Annotated in this window: 13 protein-coding genes, 1 tRNA gene and 3 pseudogenes; 10 read left to right on the top strand and 7 right to left on the bottom strand. The window is 57.1% G+C overall.

From position 1 onward, the window contains the following. Positions 1-4 precede the first annotated feature (4 nt). Positions 5-340, bottom strand: coding sequence for a DUF6665 family protein (locus AC07Y0_RS19005; protein WP_498679250.1), 336 nt, complete (start codon positions 338-340; stop codon positions 5-7). On the opposite strand from AC07Y0_RS19005, the gene AC07Y0_RS19000 reads away from it, so the two are divergent. After that, positions 300-827, top strand: a complete 528-nt coding sequence (locus AC07Y0_RS19000; protein WP_498679249.1) for a hypothetical protein — start codon at positions 300-302, stop codon at positions 825-827. The genes AC07Y0_RS19005 and AC07Y0_RS19000 overlap by 41 nt on opposite strands. Before the next feature lie 3 nt (positions 828-830). Here AC07Y0_RS19000 and AC07Y0_RS18995 read toward each other — a convergent pair whose 3' ends face one another. Further along, complete coding sequence (locus tag AC07Y0_RS18995; protein WP_498679248.1) at positions 831-2231, bottom strand: nicotinate phosphoribosyltransferase; 1401 nt, start codon at positions 2229-2231, stop codon at positions 831-833. A gap of 280 nt (positions 2232-2511) precedes the next feature. Here AC07Y0_RS18995 and AC07Y0_RS18990 point away from each other — a divergent pair, with 280 nt between their 5' ends. Then, positions 2512-4308, top strand: coding sequence for a hypothetical protein (locus tag AC07Y0_RS18990; RefSeq protein ID WP_498679247.1), 1797 nt, complete (start codon positions 2512-2514; stop codon positions 4306-4308). Positions 4309-4410: 102 nt separating this feature from the next. On the opposite strand, the gene rpsA is transcribed toward AC07Y0_RS18990, so the two are convergent. Beyond that, positions 4411-6114 carry a 30S ribosomal protein S1 gene (gene rpsA / locus AC07Y0_RS18985; RefSeq protein ID WP_498679246.1) on the bottom strand — a complete coding sequence of 568 codons (1704 nt, stop codon included), beginning with the start codon at positions 6112-6114 and terminating at the stop codon, positions 4411-4413. Positions 6115-6273: 159 nt separating this feature from the next. After that, a complete protein-coding gene (gene cmk, locus AC07Y0_RS18980; RefSeq protein WP_498679245.1) occupies positions 6274-6915 on the bottom strand; it encodes a (d)CMP kinase in 642 nt (213 codons plus the stop codon). 418 nt (positions 6916-7333) lie between these two features. On the opposite strand from cmk, the gene AC07Y0_RS18975 reads away from it, so the two are divergent. The 5 genes from AC07Y0_RS18975 to cysN all read left to right on the top strand — a co-directional run bounded on the left by AC07Y0_RS18975 (position 7334) and on the right by cysN (position 11799). Then, complete coding sequence (locus tag AC07Y0_RS18975) at positions 7334-7720, top strand: TIGR02300 family protein (RefSeq protein WP_028737463.1); 387 nt, start codon at positions 7334-7336, stop codon at positions 7718-7720. 152 nt (positions 7721-7872) lie between these two features. Then, positions 7873-7948, top strand: a tRNA-Ala gene (locus AC07Y0_RS18970). Positions 7949-8669: 721 nt separating this feature from the next. Further along, the gene (locus tag AC07Y0_RS18965; protein WP_498679244.1) at positions 8670-8930 is read left to right on the top strand and encodes a hypothetical protein; all 261 of its coding nucleotides are present in this window, start codon (positions 8670-8672) and stop codon (positions 8928-8930) included. 80 nt (positions 8931-9010) lie between these two features. Beyond that, positions 9011-9910 (top strand): sulfate adenylyltransferase subunit CysD, encoded by a 900-nt coding sequence (gene cysD / locus AC07Y0_RS18960; RefSeq protein ID WP_498679243.1) that lies wholly within the window; start codon positions 9011-9013, stop codon positions 9908-9910. Beyond that, a complete protein-coding gene (cysN, locus tag AC07Y0_RS18955) occupies positions 9910-11799 on the top strand; it encodes a sulfate adenylyltransferase subunit CysN (protein ID WP_498679242.1) in 1890 nt (629 codons plus the stop codon). Before cysD ends, cysN begins: the two co-directional genes overlap by 1 nt. Here the strand turns inward: cysN and AC07Y0_RS18950 are convergent. Both AC07Y0_RS18950 and AC07Y0_RS18945 read right to left on the bottom strand, forming a co-directional pair. Then, the gene (locus AC07Y0_RS18950; protein ID WP_498679241.1) at positions 11791-12147 is read right to left on the bottom strand and encodes a transposase; all 357 of its coding nucleotides are present in this window, start codon (positions 12145-12147) and stop codon (positions 11791-11793) included. The genes cysN and AC07Y0_RS18950 overlap by 9 nt on opposite strands. A 64-nt stretch (positions 12148-12211) precedes the next feature. Continuing rightward, a pseudogene (locus AC07Y0_RS18945) lies at positions 12212-12451 on the bottom strand (Tn3 family transposase); the annotation flags it as partial. Between the two features lie 137 nt (positions 12452-12588). Here AC07Y0_RS18945 and AC07Y0_RS18940 point away from each other — a divergent pair. From AC07Y0_RS18940 to AC07Y0_RS18930, 3 genes and pseudogenes are all read left to right on the top strand, one after another. Beyond that, positions 12589-13033, top strand: a pseudogene (locus tag AC07Y0_RS18940) (IS5 family transposase); the annotation flags it as partial. A gap of 21 nt (positions 13034-13054) precedes the next feature. Then, positions 13055-13198, top strand: a pseudogene (locus tag AC07Y0_RS18935) (IS6 family transposase); the annotation flags it as partial. Between the two features lie 699 nt (positions 13199-13897). Further along, positions 13898-19381, top strand: coding sequence for a glycosyltransferase (locus tag AC07Y0_RS18930; protein ID WP_498679240.1), 5484 nt, complete (start codon positions 13898-13900; stop codon positions 19379-19381). Between the two features lie 90 nt (positions 19382-19471). Here the strand turns inward: AC07Y0_RS18930 and AC07Y0_RS18925 are convergent, their stop codons facing one another. Next, complete coding sequence (locus tag AC07Y0_RS18925) at positions 19472-19966, bottom strand: IS630 family transposase (RefSeq protein WP_498680281.1); 495 nt, start codon at positions 19964-19966, stop codon at positions 19472-19474. Positions 19967-19972: the final 6 nt, after the last annotated feature.

The raw sequence follows: 19972 nt of genomic DNA, 5'->3' as shown, positions 1-19972 counted from the left end.
GGGATTAGGGCTCGGCCTTCCGACGCCCGACGCCCACCCTGATCAGCACGTCGTGCGGGATCTGGTAGCGCTCGACGGCGTCGGCCTGGCTGCGGAAGCCGCAGATCTCCCGCTGTACGAGAAGCGCCCAGACGAACTCCGCGGCTTCGTCCGCCAGGTGCGTGCAATGCGCCGTGGCCGCGCCCTCTGCCTTCGCCTTTGCCAGCGCGGCGAGAGCCGCTTCGACCTTCCTGCCGGCGCGCCCGAGCGCATCGGCCTTCTCCGCGGCCAGTTCGTAGTCGAGCGCCAGCAGCGCCGTATTGCTGGACGAAGTGAAGGAGGAGGGTGGGCGAAAGCTCATGTCATCCGGTCGCGCTGTGGTCCTGCCAAAAACATGGGGCTTCCTGCCGGTTCAGGCAATACCAGGCGCCTCGGCAGGTTTTGTTAACGAATCCGGCGCATCCTGTTCCTCCAAAGAATTGACGACCGAAGACATGAATGCGGCCATGATGGAAGCATCGACAAAACCTGTAGAGGCGGCAACCCGCACGCCTCCTGCGCAGACCGAGGTCCGCGCCGTCGCCGAAGATGCCGCTGTCGGCGAGATCTTCAGCCAATGGCTCGAGCAGGCCGGCAGTGCGACACCTTCCGCCGCGGTCGGCATCCAGTGGGATGATGATGATTTTGACGCGCCGGCGGAAGTCCCCGAAGCGCATGTTCCGGCCAACTGGCTCGATGCCCTCGGCAAGGACCATTCCGAACCGCGCGCCGACCGTTCGGACGAGATTTCCGCGGTCAATTCCGACGACAACGGCCTCTACCGCATGTTCCGGAACGTTTCGCCCTGAGGCCTAGCGCTGCATCGCCGCATCGGCATGGGCGCGGATCTCGGCAAAACCCCAATCCTTCAGGAGCCGCCCGTCCTGCCAGACGGGTTGCAGCACATTTTCGCGCCGCCCGAGTTCGGCAAGGGGCAAGGCGAGGATATCCGTCCCCTCCCGGATGACGGCCTGCCTGCCGGAGGCGAGCGGACGCTCCCTTGCGGGATTTGCCGGCCGCCGGCCGATATCGTGCCAGGAGCCGCTGTCGTCCTCAATGGCACTCGCCAGCATGGTGAAGGACAGCGTGTCGCGGCTGAGCTTCTGCAACAAGGTCGAGCCGACGCCGAAGGAGACATTTTCTGCGGCAAAGCCCATGCCTTCCAGGCGACCGAGGATCATCTGGATGTCCTGCAACGTCACGCCGTCCGACTGGATGACCCGCACATGGTCATCGAGCACCTTGAAACCCTTGCCGTTCAGGCGGGTGCCATAGGCATAGGCGAGCTGGGCGACAACCTGGACCGGCGTATCGATCGGATCGCCGCTGTCGGGGCGCACGATCAGGGTGGCTCCGGCGGCCCGCACCCTGGTTTGCAGCGTCTTTCCCCAGATCTCGGCAACCGCATTGTGCAGGTCGTAGCTGTCGGAGACGACCGAATAGGCACCGAAACGCCCGAAGCGGTCGATCATGTTGGCATAGGCCTCCGATTCGCGGCTCTGCCCCCAGGCGGTCATCGTCGTATGCTCCGAGGCGGGCACGGAGCGGCCCGCCATCAGCGCGCCATAGTGGCGGCGGGCCTGGCGGATGGCCGGCAGTGAATCCGACAGGTGGAAATGCACCAGATGGGCGACCCCGCCGATGGCGGCCTGCTCCTGGCTCGTCGTGCTGCGGGCGCCGAAATCGCTGACCATGGTCGGCATGCGTTCATCGGCCTGATCGCAGGTCCGCTCGAGAAAGGGCTGTATCGTCTGGCGCAGGCGCCACGACAGCGTCGCCACGGTCGACGGATACCAGACGGCGCGCAAAAGTGCCGTCTCCATGTAGGAGGTGAGCCATGGCAGCTGCGGATCGGTATTCGCCAGCTGCACCACCGGAACGCCGCGACGAACAGCGATCCCTTCCGGCAAGGCTTCGATCCTCAGCGGCAGATATCCGCCATGAGCATTCAGGACGCGGGTCCAGCCGGCGCGGTCGAAGGGTTGGCCGTGCAGCGCGGCAATTTCCTCGGCCTCATCGATGTCGGCCATGGCGATCGGTTTGGCGAGATATTCCTTGAGGAACATCTGCAGGCCGAAGAACATCACTTCGGGCCGTGAGGAATGGCCGCGCGTCGTGATGTAGCTGGAGATCGCCCGGGCGCCTTCCGGATATTGCAGATAGTGCCCGAGCTTGTAGCTGTCGGTGTTCAGAATGAGATTCTGGTTGTTCATCGTGCGGCATCCGGCGATCGGTTGTCGGGGGGGCGTCAAGACCCGCACGGGCGGGAATTGCTTTGGTCAAAAGCTGTACGTGAGCCCTCTTGGAGCGGCAAGGCGCCTAATCGCAAATATGGTTAACGCATAATTAACGTTTCTGTCGCAGGATACGGGATCATTGATAAGGCAAATGCCTTCGTGAGGGCTCCGTCGGTTTCGACGGGAAATATCCGGTCGCATGAGCGGCACGCAATTGCCAGTGATTCTTCAGCCATTTGCAGGATGGGGAGCTGCCATGCTGCCTCCGGTCAACGCCGTCGCCAATTCGTCCATCGCCTTCCAGGATCCGCGTGCCGCGCAGGACGGCGCGACCGAGACCCATGCCAGGCCCCAGGGAGCGCTGCCCCAGGCCGCAAACGGGCTGGAACAAAACGCCGCGATCGCCGGCCGCCTCAACCTTCTGCTGCTGACGGGCCAGGAGCGGATGTCGGACAATCTCGCCATCCTGGTCAACCTGCTGGGCAGCCGCCTCGGCATGGAGCGGGCTGACGGGGAGAGCCTCAGCGCCTATGCCGGACGTCTCGTCCAGGCCCTCGGCGACCTGACGCCCCAGATGCGTCAGTCGATACAGCGCCAGCTGTCGCAGATGTTCGGCGGCCTGCAATTGCGCACGCTGATGGACGCCTTCCGCAATCCGGTCGGGCCGGAAGCCGCGACCCTTTCGATCTATCTCGAATTGTATCGCGTCAAGGACAAGGATCTCGCCGCCCGGACCGTGGTGACCTCCTATCGCCAGAATGGCGGAGAGACGCGCGCCAACGTCCTTCCAGCGTCAGCGCCGACGGTGCCCGGACGGACGAGCGCCGGTGCTCCGGCGGCATCGACACCGGCGACAGCCTTGCCCCTTCGCACCGAGCAAGGGACGCAGCCGCTCACCGAGACCGCCGTAGACCCGGAACTGATCGGCGGCGATACGATCGATGATCCGATGGCGCCTGTCGCCAAGGGCCGGCTGTTCAGCATGCAGGACGAGCAGTCGCGCAAGATGCTGAAGCTCGCCGCTGCACGGGCCCTCCAGGCAACGATGTCCTATGGCGCCGAGCCTGTGAGCCGCAATGCCGGCGTCGAGCCCCTGGCCGCCGGAGCGCCGCTTGAGGCGAGTGAAACGATCGAGATCGCCGATGATCGCCAGCCTCACCGGGACGTTGACATTGCCGGCGAGCCGGCAGCCGCCAAGGTCTTGGTGGCGCGCGCGGCCGACGCCCCTGCGTCCAGTGCCCGCGTCATGCTCGAGGCAGTGCCTAACGCCGGGGAAGACATCACGGCCGAAGCCACCCATGCCGAAACGGGATCGCGCGCCGACAAGTCCGATCCTGCAACCACGCAGAACCCGGCGATGGACGGCGACGGAAACGCCGGCGACAAGACGCAGACGCTTTTCGTCCTGAAGGGCTGGCAGGAAGACGCGGCCCGCGACGTCGAGGCGGCGATCCCGGCGCCCATGCCTGTGCCGGAGGACATTCTCCCCGATCCGGCGCGGCTGCTCGGCTTCTCCGGCATTGACCACGCTGCGGACGAGAACGAGCCGGGCGCGCTCCCCTTTGAAGCCGATGAGCGTGACACCGTCGCCGAAGAGGCGCAGTCCCCGGCGGATCACGACGCCGCGGCGCTCGAACAGCTGGACGATCCCGCCGCCAATCCCGCAGGCGCGGAGCCGTTGCCGGAACGGGCAGACGCGCCCCACGACCTGCCGGATGCCGAGACCGCGCTGCTGCGCCAGCAGGTCGCCGGTCGTGAAGGTATTCCGTTGCCGCTGGTCAACTATCTCTTTGCCGCCGACGACATTGCCGAGCAGAAGGGATTGAAGCACCGCTTCAGCCAGGAAGGCGAGGCCGGTGGAGAGGATGCCGAAGGCTCTGGCAGCGAAAGCGGCGAGGGCGGCGCGGATGCAGGCGAGAGCGAAGGCGAGATGTCTGACGAGACCGCCGAGCAGCAGGCCCTGGTCGACGACCAGGAGCAAGACCCGACTGGGGCTCCCGTCGAGGGCGAAACGCCGAACGACCTCTATTGGCGCATGGCCGGCTGGTCCTGAGTCAACCTGCGGCCACGGCGCGCCTGCCGCGCTTCCTAAATCCCAAAGAAAAGCCCGCCGGTCGATGACCGGCGGGCTCTTTCATTTCAGCGGTGTCGGGGCTTATTCGCCGCCGCGGTTCTTCAGAGCCGCGCCGAGAATGTCGCCGAGCGAAGCGCCCGAGTCGGACGAACCGAACTGTGCGACGGCTTCCTTCTCTTCAGCGATTTCCAGAGCCTTGATCGACAGCATGACCTTGCGATCCTTCTTGGAGAAGTTGGTCACGCGGGCATCGACGATCTGGCCGACCGAGAAGCGTTCCGGACGCTGCTCGTCGCGGTCGCGGGAGAGATCGGCGCGACGGATGAACGAGGTGATGTCTTCGTGGTTCACGAGCTTCACTTCGATACCGCCATCGTTGATGCCGATGACTTCGCACGAGACGACGGCGTTCTTGCGCAGGTCGCCCGAGGCGGCTGCATCGCCGACGGCATCCTTGCCGAGCTGCTTGATGCCGAGCGAGATGCGTTCCTTCTCGACGTCGACGTCGAGAACGACAGCCTTGACCACGTCACCCTTGTTGAACTCCTCGATGACCTGTTCGCCCGGGCGGTTCCAGTCGAGGTCGGAGAGGTGAACCATGCCGTCGACGTCGCCTTCGAGGCCGATGAACAGGCCGAATTCGGTCTTGTTTTTGACTTCGCCTTCGACTTCGGTGCCGGCCGGGTGGCTGTAGGCAAAGGCCTGCCACGGGTTCTCGAGGGTCTGCTTGAGGCCGAGCGAGATACGACGCTTGGACGGATCGACTTCGAGAACGACCACGTCAACGTCCTGCGTGGTGGACAGGATCTTGCCGGGGTGAACGTTCTTCTTGGTCCAGGACATTTCCGAGATGTGGATCAGGCCTTCGATGCCCGGCTCCAGTTCGACGAATGCACCGTAGTCGGTGATGTTCGTGACGGTACCGGAAATCTTCTTGCCGACCGGGTACTTGGCGGCAATGCCATCCCACGGATCCGACTCGAGCTGCTTCATGCCGAGCGAGATGCGGTGGGTTTCCTGGTTGATGCGGATGATCTGAACCTTGACCTGCTGGCCGATGGACAGGATTTCCGACGGATGGTTGACGCGACGCCATGCCATGTCGGTGACATGGAGCAGACCGTCGATGCCGCCGAGGTCGACGAACGCACCGTAGTCGGTGATGTTCTTGACGACGCCGTCGACGACCTGGCCTTCTTCGAGGTTCTGAACGATTTCAGAACGCTGCTCGGCGCGGGACTCTTCGAGGACCGTACGGCGCGAAACGACGATGTTGCCGCGACGCTTGTCCATCTTGAGGATTTCGAAGGGCTGCGGGTTGTGCATCAGCGGGGTCACGTCGCGGATCGGACGGATGTCCACCTGCGAACGCGGCAGGAAGGCTACGGCGCCGTCGAGATCGACGGTGAAGCCACCCTTGACCTGGTTGAAGATGACGCCTTCGACGCGCTCGCCAGCTTCGAACTTGGCTTCGAGCTTGATCCAGCTTTCTTCGCGACGAGCCTTCTCACGCGACAGAACAGCTTCGCCGAGAGCATTTTCGATGCGCTCGACATAGACTTCGACTTCGTCGCCGACCTTCAGCGAACCGTCCTTGGCCTTCGCGCCGAATTCCTTGAGCGCGATGCGGCCTTCGACCTTGAGGCCGACGTCGACGATCGCGACGTCCTTCTCGATGGCCGTGATGATGCCCTTGGTTACATAGCCTTCTGCCAGATCGGTCTTGGCAAAGGACTCTTCGAGCATTGCTGCGAAATCGTCGCGCGAGGGAGTAGAAACAGACATGAAATCTCCTAAACGCATCCAAAAAAGGACGCGGTATGCGCCGGGGGTTCGAGTTGTACGAAGCCTGACAGATCGTCCGCCCTTCAAAGGGCTGTCCGGCGCGGGGACGATCGTATCGGCTGGTTTGATCGAGGACCCCGGCGAGCCGGGTTCCGCAGTTCAATCTTTCTTCAAGGCGGCATCGATGAGTTCGCAGGCCGCCCGGAATGCCGCGTCTATACTCATTTCCGACGTGTCTAGCAAGTGCGCATCGTCCGCAGGTTTCAACGGGCTGTCGGCGCGCCCCATGTCGCGTTCGTCGCGCTTCCTCACGTCGGCGAAAACCGCGTCGAAATCGGCAGAGGCTCCACCGGCGACGATCTCGTCGTAGCGGCGCCTGGCGCGCACGTCGGGCGAGGCGGTGACGTAAAGCTTCACCGGCGCGTCGGGGCAGACGACCGTGCCGATGTCGCGCCCGTCGAGCACCGTGCCCGGCGCCTTGGCGGCGAACTTGCGCTGGGCGGCGACCAGCGCACGGCGCACGGAGGGCATAACGGCGATCTTCGACGCGGCCTCGCCGATGTAATGCTGTGCCAGGACCGAGCGGTCGAGGCCGGCAAGCTCGATGTCGAGTGCGGTCCGTTCGGCGACGGCCTCGTCGTCGAGCGGCAGGCCGGCATCGAGCAGCGCCTTGGCGACGGCGCGATAGGTAAGGCCGGTATCGAGGTGATGAAAGCCATAATGCGCGGCGATGAGCCTGGACAGCGTTCCCTTGCCGGCAGCGGCCGGACCGTCGATGGCGATGATGAACGAATTGGTCATGCGGCCTTGCTTTCCTGCACTTGCATATTGTCACCGAGTCCGGCGATCAGGTCCCTGAATGTCCGGGAGCCGATGGCGATCGCATGCCGGAAAGGGCGGGCACATTTCGCGCGGCGTCCGGTTTCCGCAGGGCTCCGTGCGACATGCGCGTTATCCTCTGATGGGCGTCTTCCGAAGCGCCAGAACGTCTTGTGGGAGCTCCATACCGGTGTCGTCGGCATCATTTTCGCGCTCGTTAACACAAAGCGGTTATAGGGTCATCCCTTGGCTGTCAAAAAGCCCGGCGGGTGGGTGCGAAGTTTGCCTTTGACAGAAGAGATTGCAACGACTATGGGGACCCGCTAACAGTTTGACCGGGTAAAGACCGGATTGGCCGCACGCGCCGGTATATTCTTCAGGACTTCAAGAGGCTTTGACAGTGGCGAAAGCAGAACTTGGCACCAAACGCACCTGCCCGGACACGGGGAAGAAATTCTATGATCTGAACAAGGATCCGGTCGTATCGCCTTACACCGGCAAATCCTGGCCGCTTTCCTATTTCGAGGAGACCTCCGTCGCCACGATCATGGAGAAGGCCGAAGAGGAGGAAGTCGCCGAAGTCGACACCGAGAACACCGAGGTCGAGCTCGTCTCGCTCGAGGATGCGGACGACAATGACGGCAATGACGACATCCCGGATATCGGCGACGACGACGTCGAACTCGACGACGATGACGACGACACCTTCCTCGAAGCCGACGAGGACGATGACGACGACGACATGACCGGCATCATCGGCGTCACCGGCGACGACGACGAAGTCTGATCGAACGCTATCAGGCTCGGAAAAAACGAAAAAATTTCCGAGCCTGCAATTTTCGGCTTGCCATCTCCGACCACCGGAAGTAATAAGCCGCCACCCCGCCGGACAGGTTGTTCGGCAGGTTCCCGGAACCGGCACTGCCGGACCCATGGTTTGGGGCTATAGCTCAGCTGGGAGAGCGCTTGCATGGCATGCAAGAGGTCAGCGGTTCGATCCCGCTTAGCTCCACCAAATCTCTCAAGTATTCCAGTTGTTTGCCTGGTACAATTTCGATTGGCGGCGCATCGGATATTGTTCGTGTAGCCCCGTCAGGATCACAATCACCCGCACTTGGCCTACCCTTTGCAGCCCCGACCAGCGTCGAGCAGACCAAGTGCTGATCGTCCTTGGGTCTCAGAACCGGCCAACCGAAATTTGTCTCTTGCATCACGTCAGTTGAGTCTTCCTGCATAGGAGGAACGCCATGAAACATGTACCCACTACTGAAGGAACACAAAAAACCTGGAATGAAACCGAAGCCTGACGGAAGCGGCCGCGCGAGCGAGACGAGGAGTATCGTCGTCGCCTAGAGGGAATACGTCGTCAAATCGAAGCGGCGCGAAAACGTCATCAGCGATTGCGGTTGCTGATCCTTTTGATGTTGCTGGCCTTACTCATTTCAATGCGTCACACGTGTTTCTGGTTAGCTGGTGACCAGCAGGATGAGAACCCGGCCTCGTCACCCCAGCGTCTATTCCCTGTTGATGAGGTTTGTATGGTGGCAGGGTGGATGCCGTCGCCGGAAGCCGATTACGCTCCGAGTTCCGGCGAGGAGAATTATTGCGACGGCTATAGCTTCCAACAGTGGACAAAGATGGCCGCGCGCGCGGGATCAACATAAGTAGTCGAGCCGCAAAAAAACGAAGGTGGGACACGAGGTTCATCTATCTACACGCTGAAGCAAGTCGCCGGCATGATCGGCGAGAACCTCGAACTGATCGAGGATGTGACCGCCAACTCGGACAGCCTCTCCGAGGGCGGCCTGGTTTACGTCAGCGACGGCAGTAAAGATGGCACGAAGGGCATAACCGAGAATGGAATTGACGAACGTCAAAACCTACTCGCCGACATAAGGACATGGGACGGCGGAATCCGCCAGTTCCTCGTCGACGAGCAATGCGATCATGAAATGATCGAGCGTGTCATGGCAGATGAGGTTAAGCTCGGCCTATAGCTTCGGCCGATCAAGCCCACTAAAATACGTTCGCCGGACGCTCACGGCAAAGAAGCAGATCAGCGAGGCTCACTATAATCATGACCCTTTCCCATCTTCAGCATCTAGAGGCCGAATCGATTCACGTGATGCGGGAGGTGGTGGCGACGTTTTCCAAGCCGGTGATGCTGTATTCGATCGGCAAGGATTCCTCGGTGATGATGCACCTTGCGATGAAGGCCTTCTATCCCCGCAAGCCGCCCTTTCCCTTCCTGCATGTCGACACGACGTGGAAATTCCGCGAGATGATTAGCTTTCGCGACGAGATCACGCAACGCCTCGGCATCGATCTCCTTGTTCACCAGAACCCGGACGGGATTGCCCAGGGCATCAACCCGTTTACCCATGGCTCCAGCCTGCATACCCACGTCTGGAAGACGCTCGGCTTGCGGCAGGCCCTCGACTTGCATGGTTTCGATGCCGCCTTTGGCGGAGCACGGCGCGACGAGGAAAAGTCGCGCGCCAAGGAGCGCATCTTTTCCTTCCGCAATGCCCAGCACGCCTGGAACCCGAAGGCACAACGGCCGGAGATGTGGAAGACGTACAATACGCGCGTGTCGCTTGGCGAATCGATCCGCGTCTTTCCCATCTCGAACTGGACCGAAGCCGATATCTGGCAATACATCCAGCAGGAGGCGATCCCGATCCTCCCGCTGTATTTTGCGGCCCGGCGCCCGGTCGTCGAGCGGGACGGCACGCTGATCATGGTCGATGACGAGCGGATGCCGCTTCGCGATGACGAGGTCGTCGAGGAGAGACTGGTCCGCTTCCGCACGCTTGGCTGCTACCCGCTGACGGGCGCGATTGAATCGTCCGCCGACACGCTGGATGCCGTGATCCGCGAGGTGCTGGGCGCGCGAAGCTCCGAACGCCAGGGTAGACTGATCGACAGCGACGAGGCAGGCTCGATGGAGAAGAAGAAGAAGGAGGGGTATTTTTGATGGCGACCGTTTTCTTGCAGGCAGCTGCGACCCGTCAGAACTCCCTTCTCCGCTTCCTCACCTGCGGTTCCGTGGATGACGGCAAATCGACGCTGATCGGCCGTCTTCTCTTCGACACGAAGACGATCTTCGACGATCAGATGACGTCGCTCGATCGCGATTCCACGCGCTTTGGCACCACGGGCGGCAATATCGACTTTGCGCTCCTCGTCGATGGTCTGGAAGCCGAACGCGAACAGGGGATCACGATCGACGTCGCCTACCGGTTCTTTGCCACGGACCGGCGCAAGTTCATCGTGGCGGATACGCCCGGACACGAGGAATATACCCGCAACATGGCAACCGGCGCCTCGACGGCCGATCTGGCAGTTGTGCTTGTCGATGCGCGCCAGGGCATTCTCGCCCAGACCCGGCGCCACAGCTTCATCGCCTCACTCCTCGGGATCCGCCACATCATCCTTGCGGTCAACAAGATCGATCTGGTGGATTTCGATGAAGCGGTCTTTTCCGCGATTGTTGCCGATTACCTCGCCTTCTCGAAAACGCTGGGCTTCGAAAGCGCCTGCGCCATCCCGCTGTCGGCACGCTTCGGCGATAATGTCTGCACCCGATCCTCCCGCATGCCCTGGTATGAGGGCAAGACGCTGATCGAGCAGTTGGAGACTGTGGAGGTCGAAAAGGACCTGACCACCAGACCGTTCCGCTTTCCGGTCCAGCTCGTCTCTCGGCCCGACGACACGTTCCGCGGCCTTTCCGGCGAAATCGCCTCCGGATCGATCCGGGTGGGCGAGGACATCGTGCTGGCGAAATCGGGGCAGACCAGCCGTGTGCAGCGGATCGTGACCATGGACGGCGACCTTGCCGCTGCCGAAGCGGGCCAGGCCGTGACGCTGGTGCTGGACGACGAGGTGGATGCCTCGCGGGGCGACATCCTCTCGCAGCCCGACAACCGCCCGACGGTTGCCGATCATTTCCAGGCCAAGCTGATCTGGTTCGATGCGAGCCCGCTGCTGCCGGGGCGCTCCTATATTCTGCGGACGGAGAACCATTCGACAAGCGCGACAGTTACGACACTGAAGCACCAGATCGACATCCACTCGTTCGCGCACGAGGCGTCGAAGATCCTGCAGATGAACGAGATCGGCGTCTGCAACATTTCCACGCAGGCACCGATCGCCTTCGATCCCTACAGCGAAAACCGGGTGACCGGAAACTTCATCCTGATCGACCGGATGACCAATGCCACCGTTGCGGCGGGCATGATCGACCATCCGCTGCGCCGAGCGCTCAACGTTCACTGGCAGTCGCTGTCGGTCGACAAGAAGGTTCGCGCCGAACTGAAGGCACAACGGCCTGCGGTGCTCTGGTTCACCGGGCTGTCCGGGGCCGGCAAGTCGACCGTCGCCAATGCGCTGGAGAAGATGCTGACGGCCGAAGGGCGCCATACCTACATGCTGGATGGCGACAATCTTCGCCATGGCCTCAACCGGGATCTCGGCTTTACGGCCGAAGATCGCGTCGAAAACATTCGCCGCACGGCGGAAGTGGCCAAACTGATGGCGGATGCCGGTCTGATCGTCCTCGTCTGCCTGATCTCGCCGTTCCGCGCCGACCGGGAAACGGCGCGCGCCATGATGCCGGACGGCGAGTTCATCGAGATCTTCATCGACACGCCGATCAGCGTCTGCGCCGAACGCGACCCCAAGGGTCTCTACAAGAAGGCCTTTGCCGGACAGCTTGCGAACTTCACCGGCGTCAGTTCACCTTACGAGGTGCCGGGAAATCCTGAACTTCGACTAGATACCACGGTGGGAACGCCAGAAGATCACGCAATCGAAATACTGGCGTTTCTGATGCGCAGCTGGAGTTTACCTGTGACTTCACCATAAAACTGCGGGTTTCGGTGAAGCGGGACAGCCATTGTTCGCAGCCTCGTACAGCATGGCTCTGACCATGCTGTCCCCGCTCATGGTGATACGGCCGATCTGCTCTGTTTCACCAGATGAATGGACCCTTGGCGTCAGGCCAAAGACCGCGGCAACAAACCTTGATCTGTCGAAACGGTGAACGGCATCAGCTGTGGTCCGGAATGTCAATGCGGTCACAGGTCCGACGCCAGAGGCTGTCATCAGCAAGCGGCATATCCTGTCATTCTTAACGATCCCCAGAAGCATCTTCTCGATCCTGGCCAATGCGCGCAGGCCATCTTCGTAGGCTGTCAGCAAGGGCTCGGTCATGGCTAGCAGGGTCGAAACAAGAGCAGTGCAAAATCGTGCGCTAAGGTCGTACGAACCATGAACATCACACCGCCCGAAGGATTTTTCCGGGAAGTCGCAAGGGTCTGAAGCCCTCCAACATCTGCTGCTCGGTATCGCAGGAATAGATGCCGTTGAGATTGATGTGCTCTCAACTGAGCGGTAAGACGTGCTTCAGCAGCGCGTCAGGAATATTCCGGCCCTGCTGCCGCAGATGAGCCGTTGCTCGGCCGAGATAGACGGTATTCCAGTGGACGATGGCGCTGACGACCAGGTTGATACGGCTCCTCACTAATCATAACTCATTCGCCCATCTTCTGTGTCCGATGGACATGATGCGCCCCGGCTGGCTTTCGAGCTTGCGCCAGGCATCGCAGCAATGAGCGACGATGTTGAAGACCCTGTTTGAGAGCCAGTTCTGTTGCGGGCTATGACGCGGGCAAGAAAATCAAAGGCCGCAAGCGCCACATCGTCGCCGTCACGCTCGGTTTGATGGTGGGGTTCGTCGTTCACGGTGCTGACATTCAAGACCGCGATGGTGCCGCGGCGGCTCTCAAAGCCATCGTCAGACACTTGGCCGTGGCTCAGGCACATCTTTGTCGATGGCGGTTATGCCGGTCCGACACTGCGGGGCGCATTGCACAAGGTTGCGAAGTTCACGCTCCAGATCGTCAAGCGAACAGACAAAGCAAAAGGCTTTGAAGTTCTGCCGCGTCGCTGGGTCGTGGAGCGTAGGTTCGCCTGGCTTGGCAGATGCAGGCGACTGGCCAAGGATTGGGAGAAATCAATCGCTTCCGCTGAAGCCTGGATGCTCATCGCCCACATCCGCATTCTCACCCGAAGGCTCGCAAGGTACCATGTCTATTGAACTCTTTTCGAGTCAGGCTCTAACACGGCACGCCGAACTATTGCCGGTTTCGAAGCGATGCTCTGGCTCAGAAAAGGCTTCGGCCTCGCCGGCGATTGGACCGTCAATGATCAGAACGACCTGCTCGCGCACCTCTTCGGATTGCAAAAGGTTAACAAAGCATAAAGGCTGGCACGATAGGGGTCATCCTGACTCGGAAGAAAGTTTGCATCAGGCCCGAAAGAGAACTCAAATCAGCCTTGCCCAATCTGCCAAAGTAGTGCTAGGCGCGCAGGATGGCCTCGAGCTTGTCAAAAGCGTTTTCGATGGGGTTGAAGTTGGGCTGAATGTCGGGAGATAAAGCAGCCGGCCTCCATGGTGCGCTATGTCTGGCTGACCGGAACGCCACAGACCGCGCGATGCGCGGTCGCCGAAAGACTGGAATGCACGCCGCCAAGGCGGCAACTGTTGACCAAACCAATAGCTTGCCTCCCGGGTTCACCATGGAAATGCCCTTGTGGGCTCTTCCAAACGTCGATGCCGGTAAATAGGGGTGTTCAGGTGGGGGCAAGATTTGCTAAATAGCCCGCGAAGATGATGACTGCTTTCTCTTGAAACGGTCTTGACAGCCGTTTGCAGGGGCAATTGCATGGCCTGATGAAAGTTTGATAGCATGCCTGTATAAGGCCAGTGGGGTGTACGGTTCCAACCGAGGAGGATCTGAATAGGTATTTTGGCTCCTAACAATGAAGCTCTTTTATCGAACAAAATATGTTCAGTCAGGGGTACGGTCTGTCTTGCGGATGGCGTTGAAGTTCCTGAGCCTCCTCATTGACTGAGAGGCGTTTTGACGATCAGGCAATCAGATCTCAAGGAAAGACAGAAATGAAAAACTACATTAAATATGGCCCTGACGAAGATAAGCTTTTCAGCTTTTTGAAGTGGAATAGCTATCTTTCATCGAGGCACAAGCTATTTTATGTGGGAACACCGAAGGCTGCATGCACTTCCTTAAAATGGTGGTTTGCTTCAATTGAGGGCTACACAAATATATTGAGAAATTCGAGCGGCAGCTCGGAATCCGACCCGGACTTAACGATACATCAACTCTTTAGCAGGGTAGCTCCAGAAGTTACAGGGCTTGAATTTGTTGATCTTGAGAAAGCGTTAAACGCAGAAGACATATATCGGTTTGCTGTTGTGCGTAATCCCTACAAGCGGATTTTTTCTGCATGGCAATCGAAGCTTCTGTTAAGGGAGCCGTTGCAAATTGGACCTTACAAAGATCAGGCATTCTTTAACCGTCCCTTTGAAACTTGGGATGACATTGCTGCGGGCTTCGAAGCATTTTTAGTTCACTTGGTAAATAATGAGGCGCCTAGTTACTGGGATATTCACTGGTGCCCTCAGGCAAAACTGTTGCGTCCTGATTTTGTATCCTACAACCGAATTAGTCAATTAGAAAATTGTGAAGAATTAGTATCTGACCTTGAGGGCTGGTTGGGTAAAGGCGTGCCTAGTCCTTTCCTTGCACGTCGTGCAAATGAAAGCATCATCCCCTATCAGCGGGAATTCCTAACAGCGATTAGTGTAAATCTTATGCAGCAGTTGTACGCAGAAGATTTTGATTCTTTCCAATATGCAGTCGACCCTCCTGAGACGAGTGTTCCCTTCTCCAGGGAGCAACTTGAAGTAGCGTTGCTTGGAGTTGAAGCGCTGCGGAAGCGGCATAAGCGTATGGGAGACCAGCTTGAAGAAACGCAGCGCCTTTATGTGACGGTCAAACAGCGTGATGATGAGATACAGAGTCTGCAGGTTTCTGAAAGAAATCTGGGATCAGAAGTCCAGACATTGCTTCAAAAGATAGGCCTACAAAACACGCAGCTTGAGGAGATAACCGCAGCATTGCGCTCCGAACAGCTTGAACTGAGTTCCGCTAAAGCTGAGGCTAAAGAGTCGCATAAGCGGTCCCTTGAATACGAGCGCGAACTCCAGGAGAGCCAGGCGGAGCGCGCGTCGTTGCGTGCCAAGATCAGCCAGCTGATCGAAACCCACAGCGCCGAGCTGGAGGCACTACAAGGTACGATCCAGGAGAGCCAGACGGAGCGCGCGTCGCTGCGTGCCGAGATCAAAGCTTCACAAGAAGAGCGCACCAAAATTCTAAAAACAGCAAACTTGTATAATTCGGAAAATGAAACATACAGGCTCGAAAACTCTGACCTAAGGTTGCAAATATACAACTTGCGAAAGGCTCTGCCGGCAAACAAGAAAATGGGCATATATGAGCATGTCAAGTCTTTTTTTGCGTATAATTCTATCAAGAGGGACTGTATAGCTATAAAGAAGAGCGTATTTTTTGATGGAGAATTTTATCTTTCAAAAAATCCTGACGTAGCATCTTCCAGCATGGATCCGGCGCTTCATTATACATTATATGGTTGGCGAGAAGGACGTGACCCTTCGTCCATTTTTTCGACTTCAGGGTATATAAATGCTTATCCGGATGTTGCCAAGGCTGATGTTAATCCTCTAATTCATTACATCCGGCACGGCTTAAAAGAAAATAGAGGAACGGGTAAAGATCTAGTTGAAGACAACAAGACGCTTGCCGCAGAGCTGGAACTTATAAACAATAGCAAATTGTTTGATCCTGAATATTATATTCGCCAAAATCCTGACGTTAATCTGTCTAATCGTAACCCAGCTATTCATTATCTGTGTTTCGGTTGGCGAGAAGGGCGTGACCCTTCAGCTGATTTTTCAACGCAGGGTTATCTCGATACCTATCCTGATGTTTTGTACGGTTCAATAAACCCGTTGGTTCATTACTTGCGGTGCGGTGTACGCGAAAACCGTGGAACTGGCAAAAGTTTCGCGGCTAAGGGAGCTGATATTTCTGCAGAAGTTAACGTACTTAAGGACAGTGAGCTTTTCGATCCTGATTTTTACCTAGAACGTTATCCGGACGTAGCTGCCTCAAAGATAGATCCTGCAGTTCACTATCTCGTTTTCGGCTGGAAAGAGGGCCGTGATCCTTCAGCTGGATTTCATGCCGCCAGCTACTTGGCACGAAACCCAGATGTCGCCTCCGCAGCTATAAATCCGCTTATACATTTCCTACGATGTGGGCGGTATGAAAACCGGGAAGCTACGTCAATTGCATCCTTTGAATCAAACCTTGTGGCTTCTCGCCCCGTCAAAACGGGACCTAAGGTGGTTTTCGTTGTACATGATATGAATATTGGCGGCGCTCCGGTGCTGCTTGCAAACATAGCGCGCTGGTTTCAAAACAGCACAAACTACGACGTCCGTATCGTCGCGATGACGGGAGGTCCTCTAAGTGTCGTGTTAGAAAAGATCGCACCTCTCTATGTGGTCGGCACGTGGCACATTGCTGACAGCGCGGTAGGTGACCTTAAAAGAAAGCTCTATGAGTTTATTGGCGATGAGCCAGCATTCACGTTTTTGAATTCTGTAGCATCCGGAGGGTATGCAAGGATAAACCCCTACAGCACACCTGTATTTTCATATATACATGAAATGCCAGCTATATTGGATATGTTTCAAGACCAGCTGAGTGATATCATCAATCACTCTGATCATATATTCTGTGGTGGAGATAGGGTTTATGATCATTTCCACCTTAACAAAAATATTGACGCCAACAATCTAACCAATGTTCCTGCATTCGTCGATGAACCTAAGGATTCTAGATTAGTCAACGCGGCCGAAAAATCAAAAATTCGCCAGGAGATGGGGATATCCAATGCTTCTCGGCTGGTGGTGGGGTGTGGGGTGGCGCACTGGCGTAAACAGCCCGAAGTTTTCGTTCGTATGGCGGTGGATATCGTCCTAAAGCGCGGACATGACGCGCACTTTATCTGGGTCGGAGATGGAGAAGATATTCCGGAACTAGTCAGACTTGCCCGGGAATTAGGTGTTGACCACATCGTAAATTTTGTGGGGCATAAGGAGAATTTCCGAGACTACCTTGAAGCAGCGGATATTTTTGCGCTGCCCTCATTGGAGGATCCGTTCCCACTCGTTTGTTTGGAGGCCGGACTTGTCGGAACCCCATCTGTTGTCTTCCGCGAAGCTACAGGTATGACCGCAATGATCGAGCCAGAAGGCGAGCCACTGGCTGGACTGGCTGTGCCTCTGGGCGACGAACAGGCATTTTTTGATGCTATTGACCAATTGCTGGTTGATGAGGACATGCGTACGCGAATGTCCATTGTCGCTCGAGATCGTATTCGTTTGTTATATTCTTTGGAGACTGGGTGCTCCCGAATTTTGTACACCATCAGACGGATCGCGAAGCTTAGGCCTATGGTTTCAGTGGTTGTGCCGACTTATAACTCGGGGCCGTATTTGAAGCAGCGCCTGTCGAGTATCGGTGCTCAGACGTTCAAGGATATTGAAATATTACTTCTAGACGATGCGTCGACGGACGATAGTGTAGAGATCATTTCTGAATTTGCAAAAAGTAATATTTTTGCAAAAATTTATCTGTCTGACTCCAATAGCGGATCTGTTTTTAAAGCATGGAATCGCGGTATTGATTTGGCGGAAGGCGAGCTGATTTGGGTAGCTGAAGCGGACGATTGGTGTGAGGCGGACTTCCTACATACTGCTATCAGCGTCTTCTCGCAGACAGGCGTAAGACTTGTGCATGGCAGGTCTATCCCCGTGACCTCAGAAGGTGAGATTGCAGGTGACTGGAACCAGCTCTATCTCAACAGAATCTCACCTGGAAGATGGACTAGATCTTTCGTAGCCCCGTCCTTCAAGGAAGTGAATGCGACTTTGGGGAGAGCTAATACCATCCCAAATGCAAGCGCAGTCGTGGTCCGACGTGAAAGCGCCAAAAGAGCGATACGGATAGCTACTCAGTTCAAGCTAGCAGGGGACTGGGCGTTCTATCTAACCGCAATAGCTGGAGGTAAGATAGCTTATTGCCATGAGGCAGTAAATTTTCATCGTCGCCACGGAGCGAGCGTTACCTCTGGCATTGAAGGTAAAGAAGCCTATTTCCAGGAGCTGCAAACTGTCGGCGCATTAGTCGAGCACATATATGGCGAGAATCTTGAACGGCGCGCTGCATTTGAAGAACACCTCTCTCAGGAGGTTAAGCGGTTTGGATGGAACAAGAAACTGCCAGAGGCGATTTGCCCTGAAGGTATTGCAGGTTATAATCATCCAGGCGTCATTTATGGCGTAGGCGATCTATCCGCCGGCGGCGCCCAGATGTTTGCAGTTCGATTCGTCAATTGCTGGACGAAACGTCTCGGACGGGCAGTTCTATTCATCGCTGAGCACGAACAGAACAATCTATCCACCATCAAGGCACTTTCGCCTGAGGTAGCTGTAGTGACAGCGCGTGAGGTGGAGGCTGCCGGCGGGTTAGAAAACTTCATGAACGATTGGGGTCTGAATCTCGCGATGAGCGGCCACTGGTGGGGCGATCGTGCAATAAGTAAAATGATAGAATCCTCTAAATCAAAGATTCCTTGGATTATTGTCATGCACGGTTGCTACGAGAACGTGCTAGGCAACAAAAAAATGTTCCCGACGGCAGATGATGATTTCCGTCGTGCTGAGAAATATTGTGACCACTGGGTTTGGACCGCCGAAAAGAATAAAATTGTTTTCCGCAATGGACACATTAATCCAAAAGCAACATCACACATTGTCAATGGCTTTAGTCCTGTTTATGATTTCAGGTTGAAGAGATCTGATCTTAATATAAGTGACGAATCTCTAGTTTTTACGATTGCGAGTCGTGCTATAGAGTCAAAGGGCTGGGGTGCTTCCCTTAGTGCGTTTGAAATATTGAAAGAAAAGTATTCTGCAGATGCGGATATTCATCTACTAATGATAGGCGACGGTCCTGAAAGTGAGGCAATCAGGCTACAGCCACCGATCTCAGGCGTTCATCTTATTAACCATACGTCGAGACTGGCGGACTTTATCAACATCAGTGACGTGTGCCTGCTGCCTAGCTGGTTTCCTGGAGAATCTTTACCATTGGTTTTGCTTGAGTTTTTGGCCCAAGGAAAACCTGCCATAGTATCAGATATTGGAATGTGTCCTTGGGCAATTGGCGAAGGGACATTGGAACCACCTGCTGGATTTGTTGTGCCACGTGGCGCCAGCGGGAGGGTAGCCTATGAGGCCTTAGCATCCGCCATGGAGAAGTTCATAATTGACCCGCGCCTAAGAGAGACATTGAGACCTACAGCACTTGAAGCTTTCAAAAAATTCGACATGGATCAGATGATTGCGGCGTATCAAGAACTGTCAGCGACAGTTGTCCAGTCGGATGGAGTGCTCCCCGTTTCACCGGACAAATCGGCTAGGTCATGTTGACAAAGTGCCTTTTCAAATCCGGTAGGGTCTGATTCAAGGCTGCTTTTTAGGAGGCAGCGATGGCACTTGGAGACCTAGAGCGCATCCACTTTACTCGGGGTCATATCCGCAGGATTTGAAGTAGTTGGCGCACTCCTGCGGCTCGAACATAGTGACAATCTGGCCGACGGTGTCCCATAACGCCTCGACGGTTCGCTCGGCTTTGGCGCGCAACACCGCCTTCAGTTTGGCGAATGCCTTCTCGATGGGATTGAAGTCCGGGCTGTAGGGCGGGAGATAAAGCAATCGGCATCCCGCATTTTCGATCGCATGCCGCACGCCTTCCGCCTTGTGTGCGGGCAGGTTGTCCATGACCACAATATCGCCTGGTGCCAAGGTTGGAATGAGAACCTGTTGCACATAGGCCTGGAACGCGACCCCGTTCATCGCACCGTCGAGGACCATGGGCGCGGTCATGCCCGAGAGCCTGAGCGCTCCGGTAAACGTCGTCGTCTTCCGATGCCCGTGTGGGATCGGGGAGCGGCATCGCTCTTGACCTGAGACCCACTTTCCCTCCAGTTTTCGGGAGAGTCTTGGGTTTTTAATCTGGCC

The sequence above is a fragment of the Allorhizobium sp. GW101-3B10 genome (genome assembly GCF_059424725.1).
Note: the sequence above shows the minus strand (reverse complement) of the source record. Positions and strands in the feature narration are given on the sequence as shown.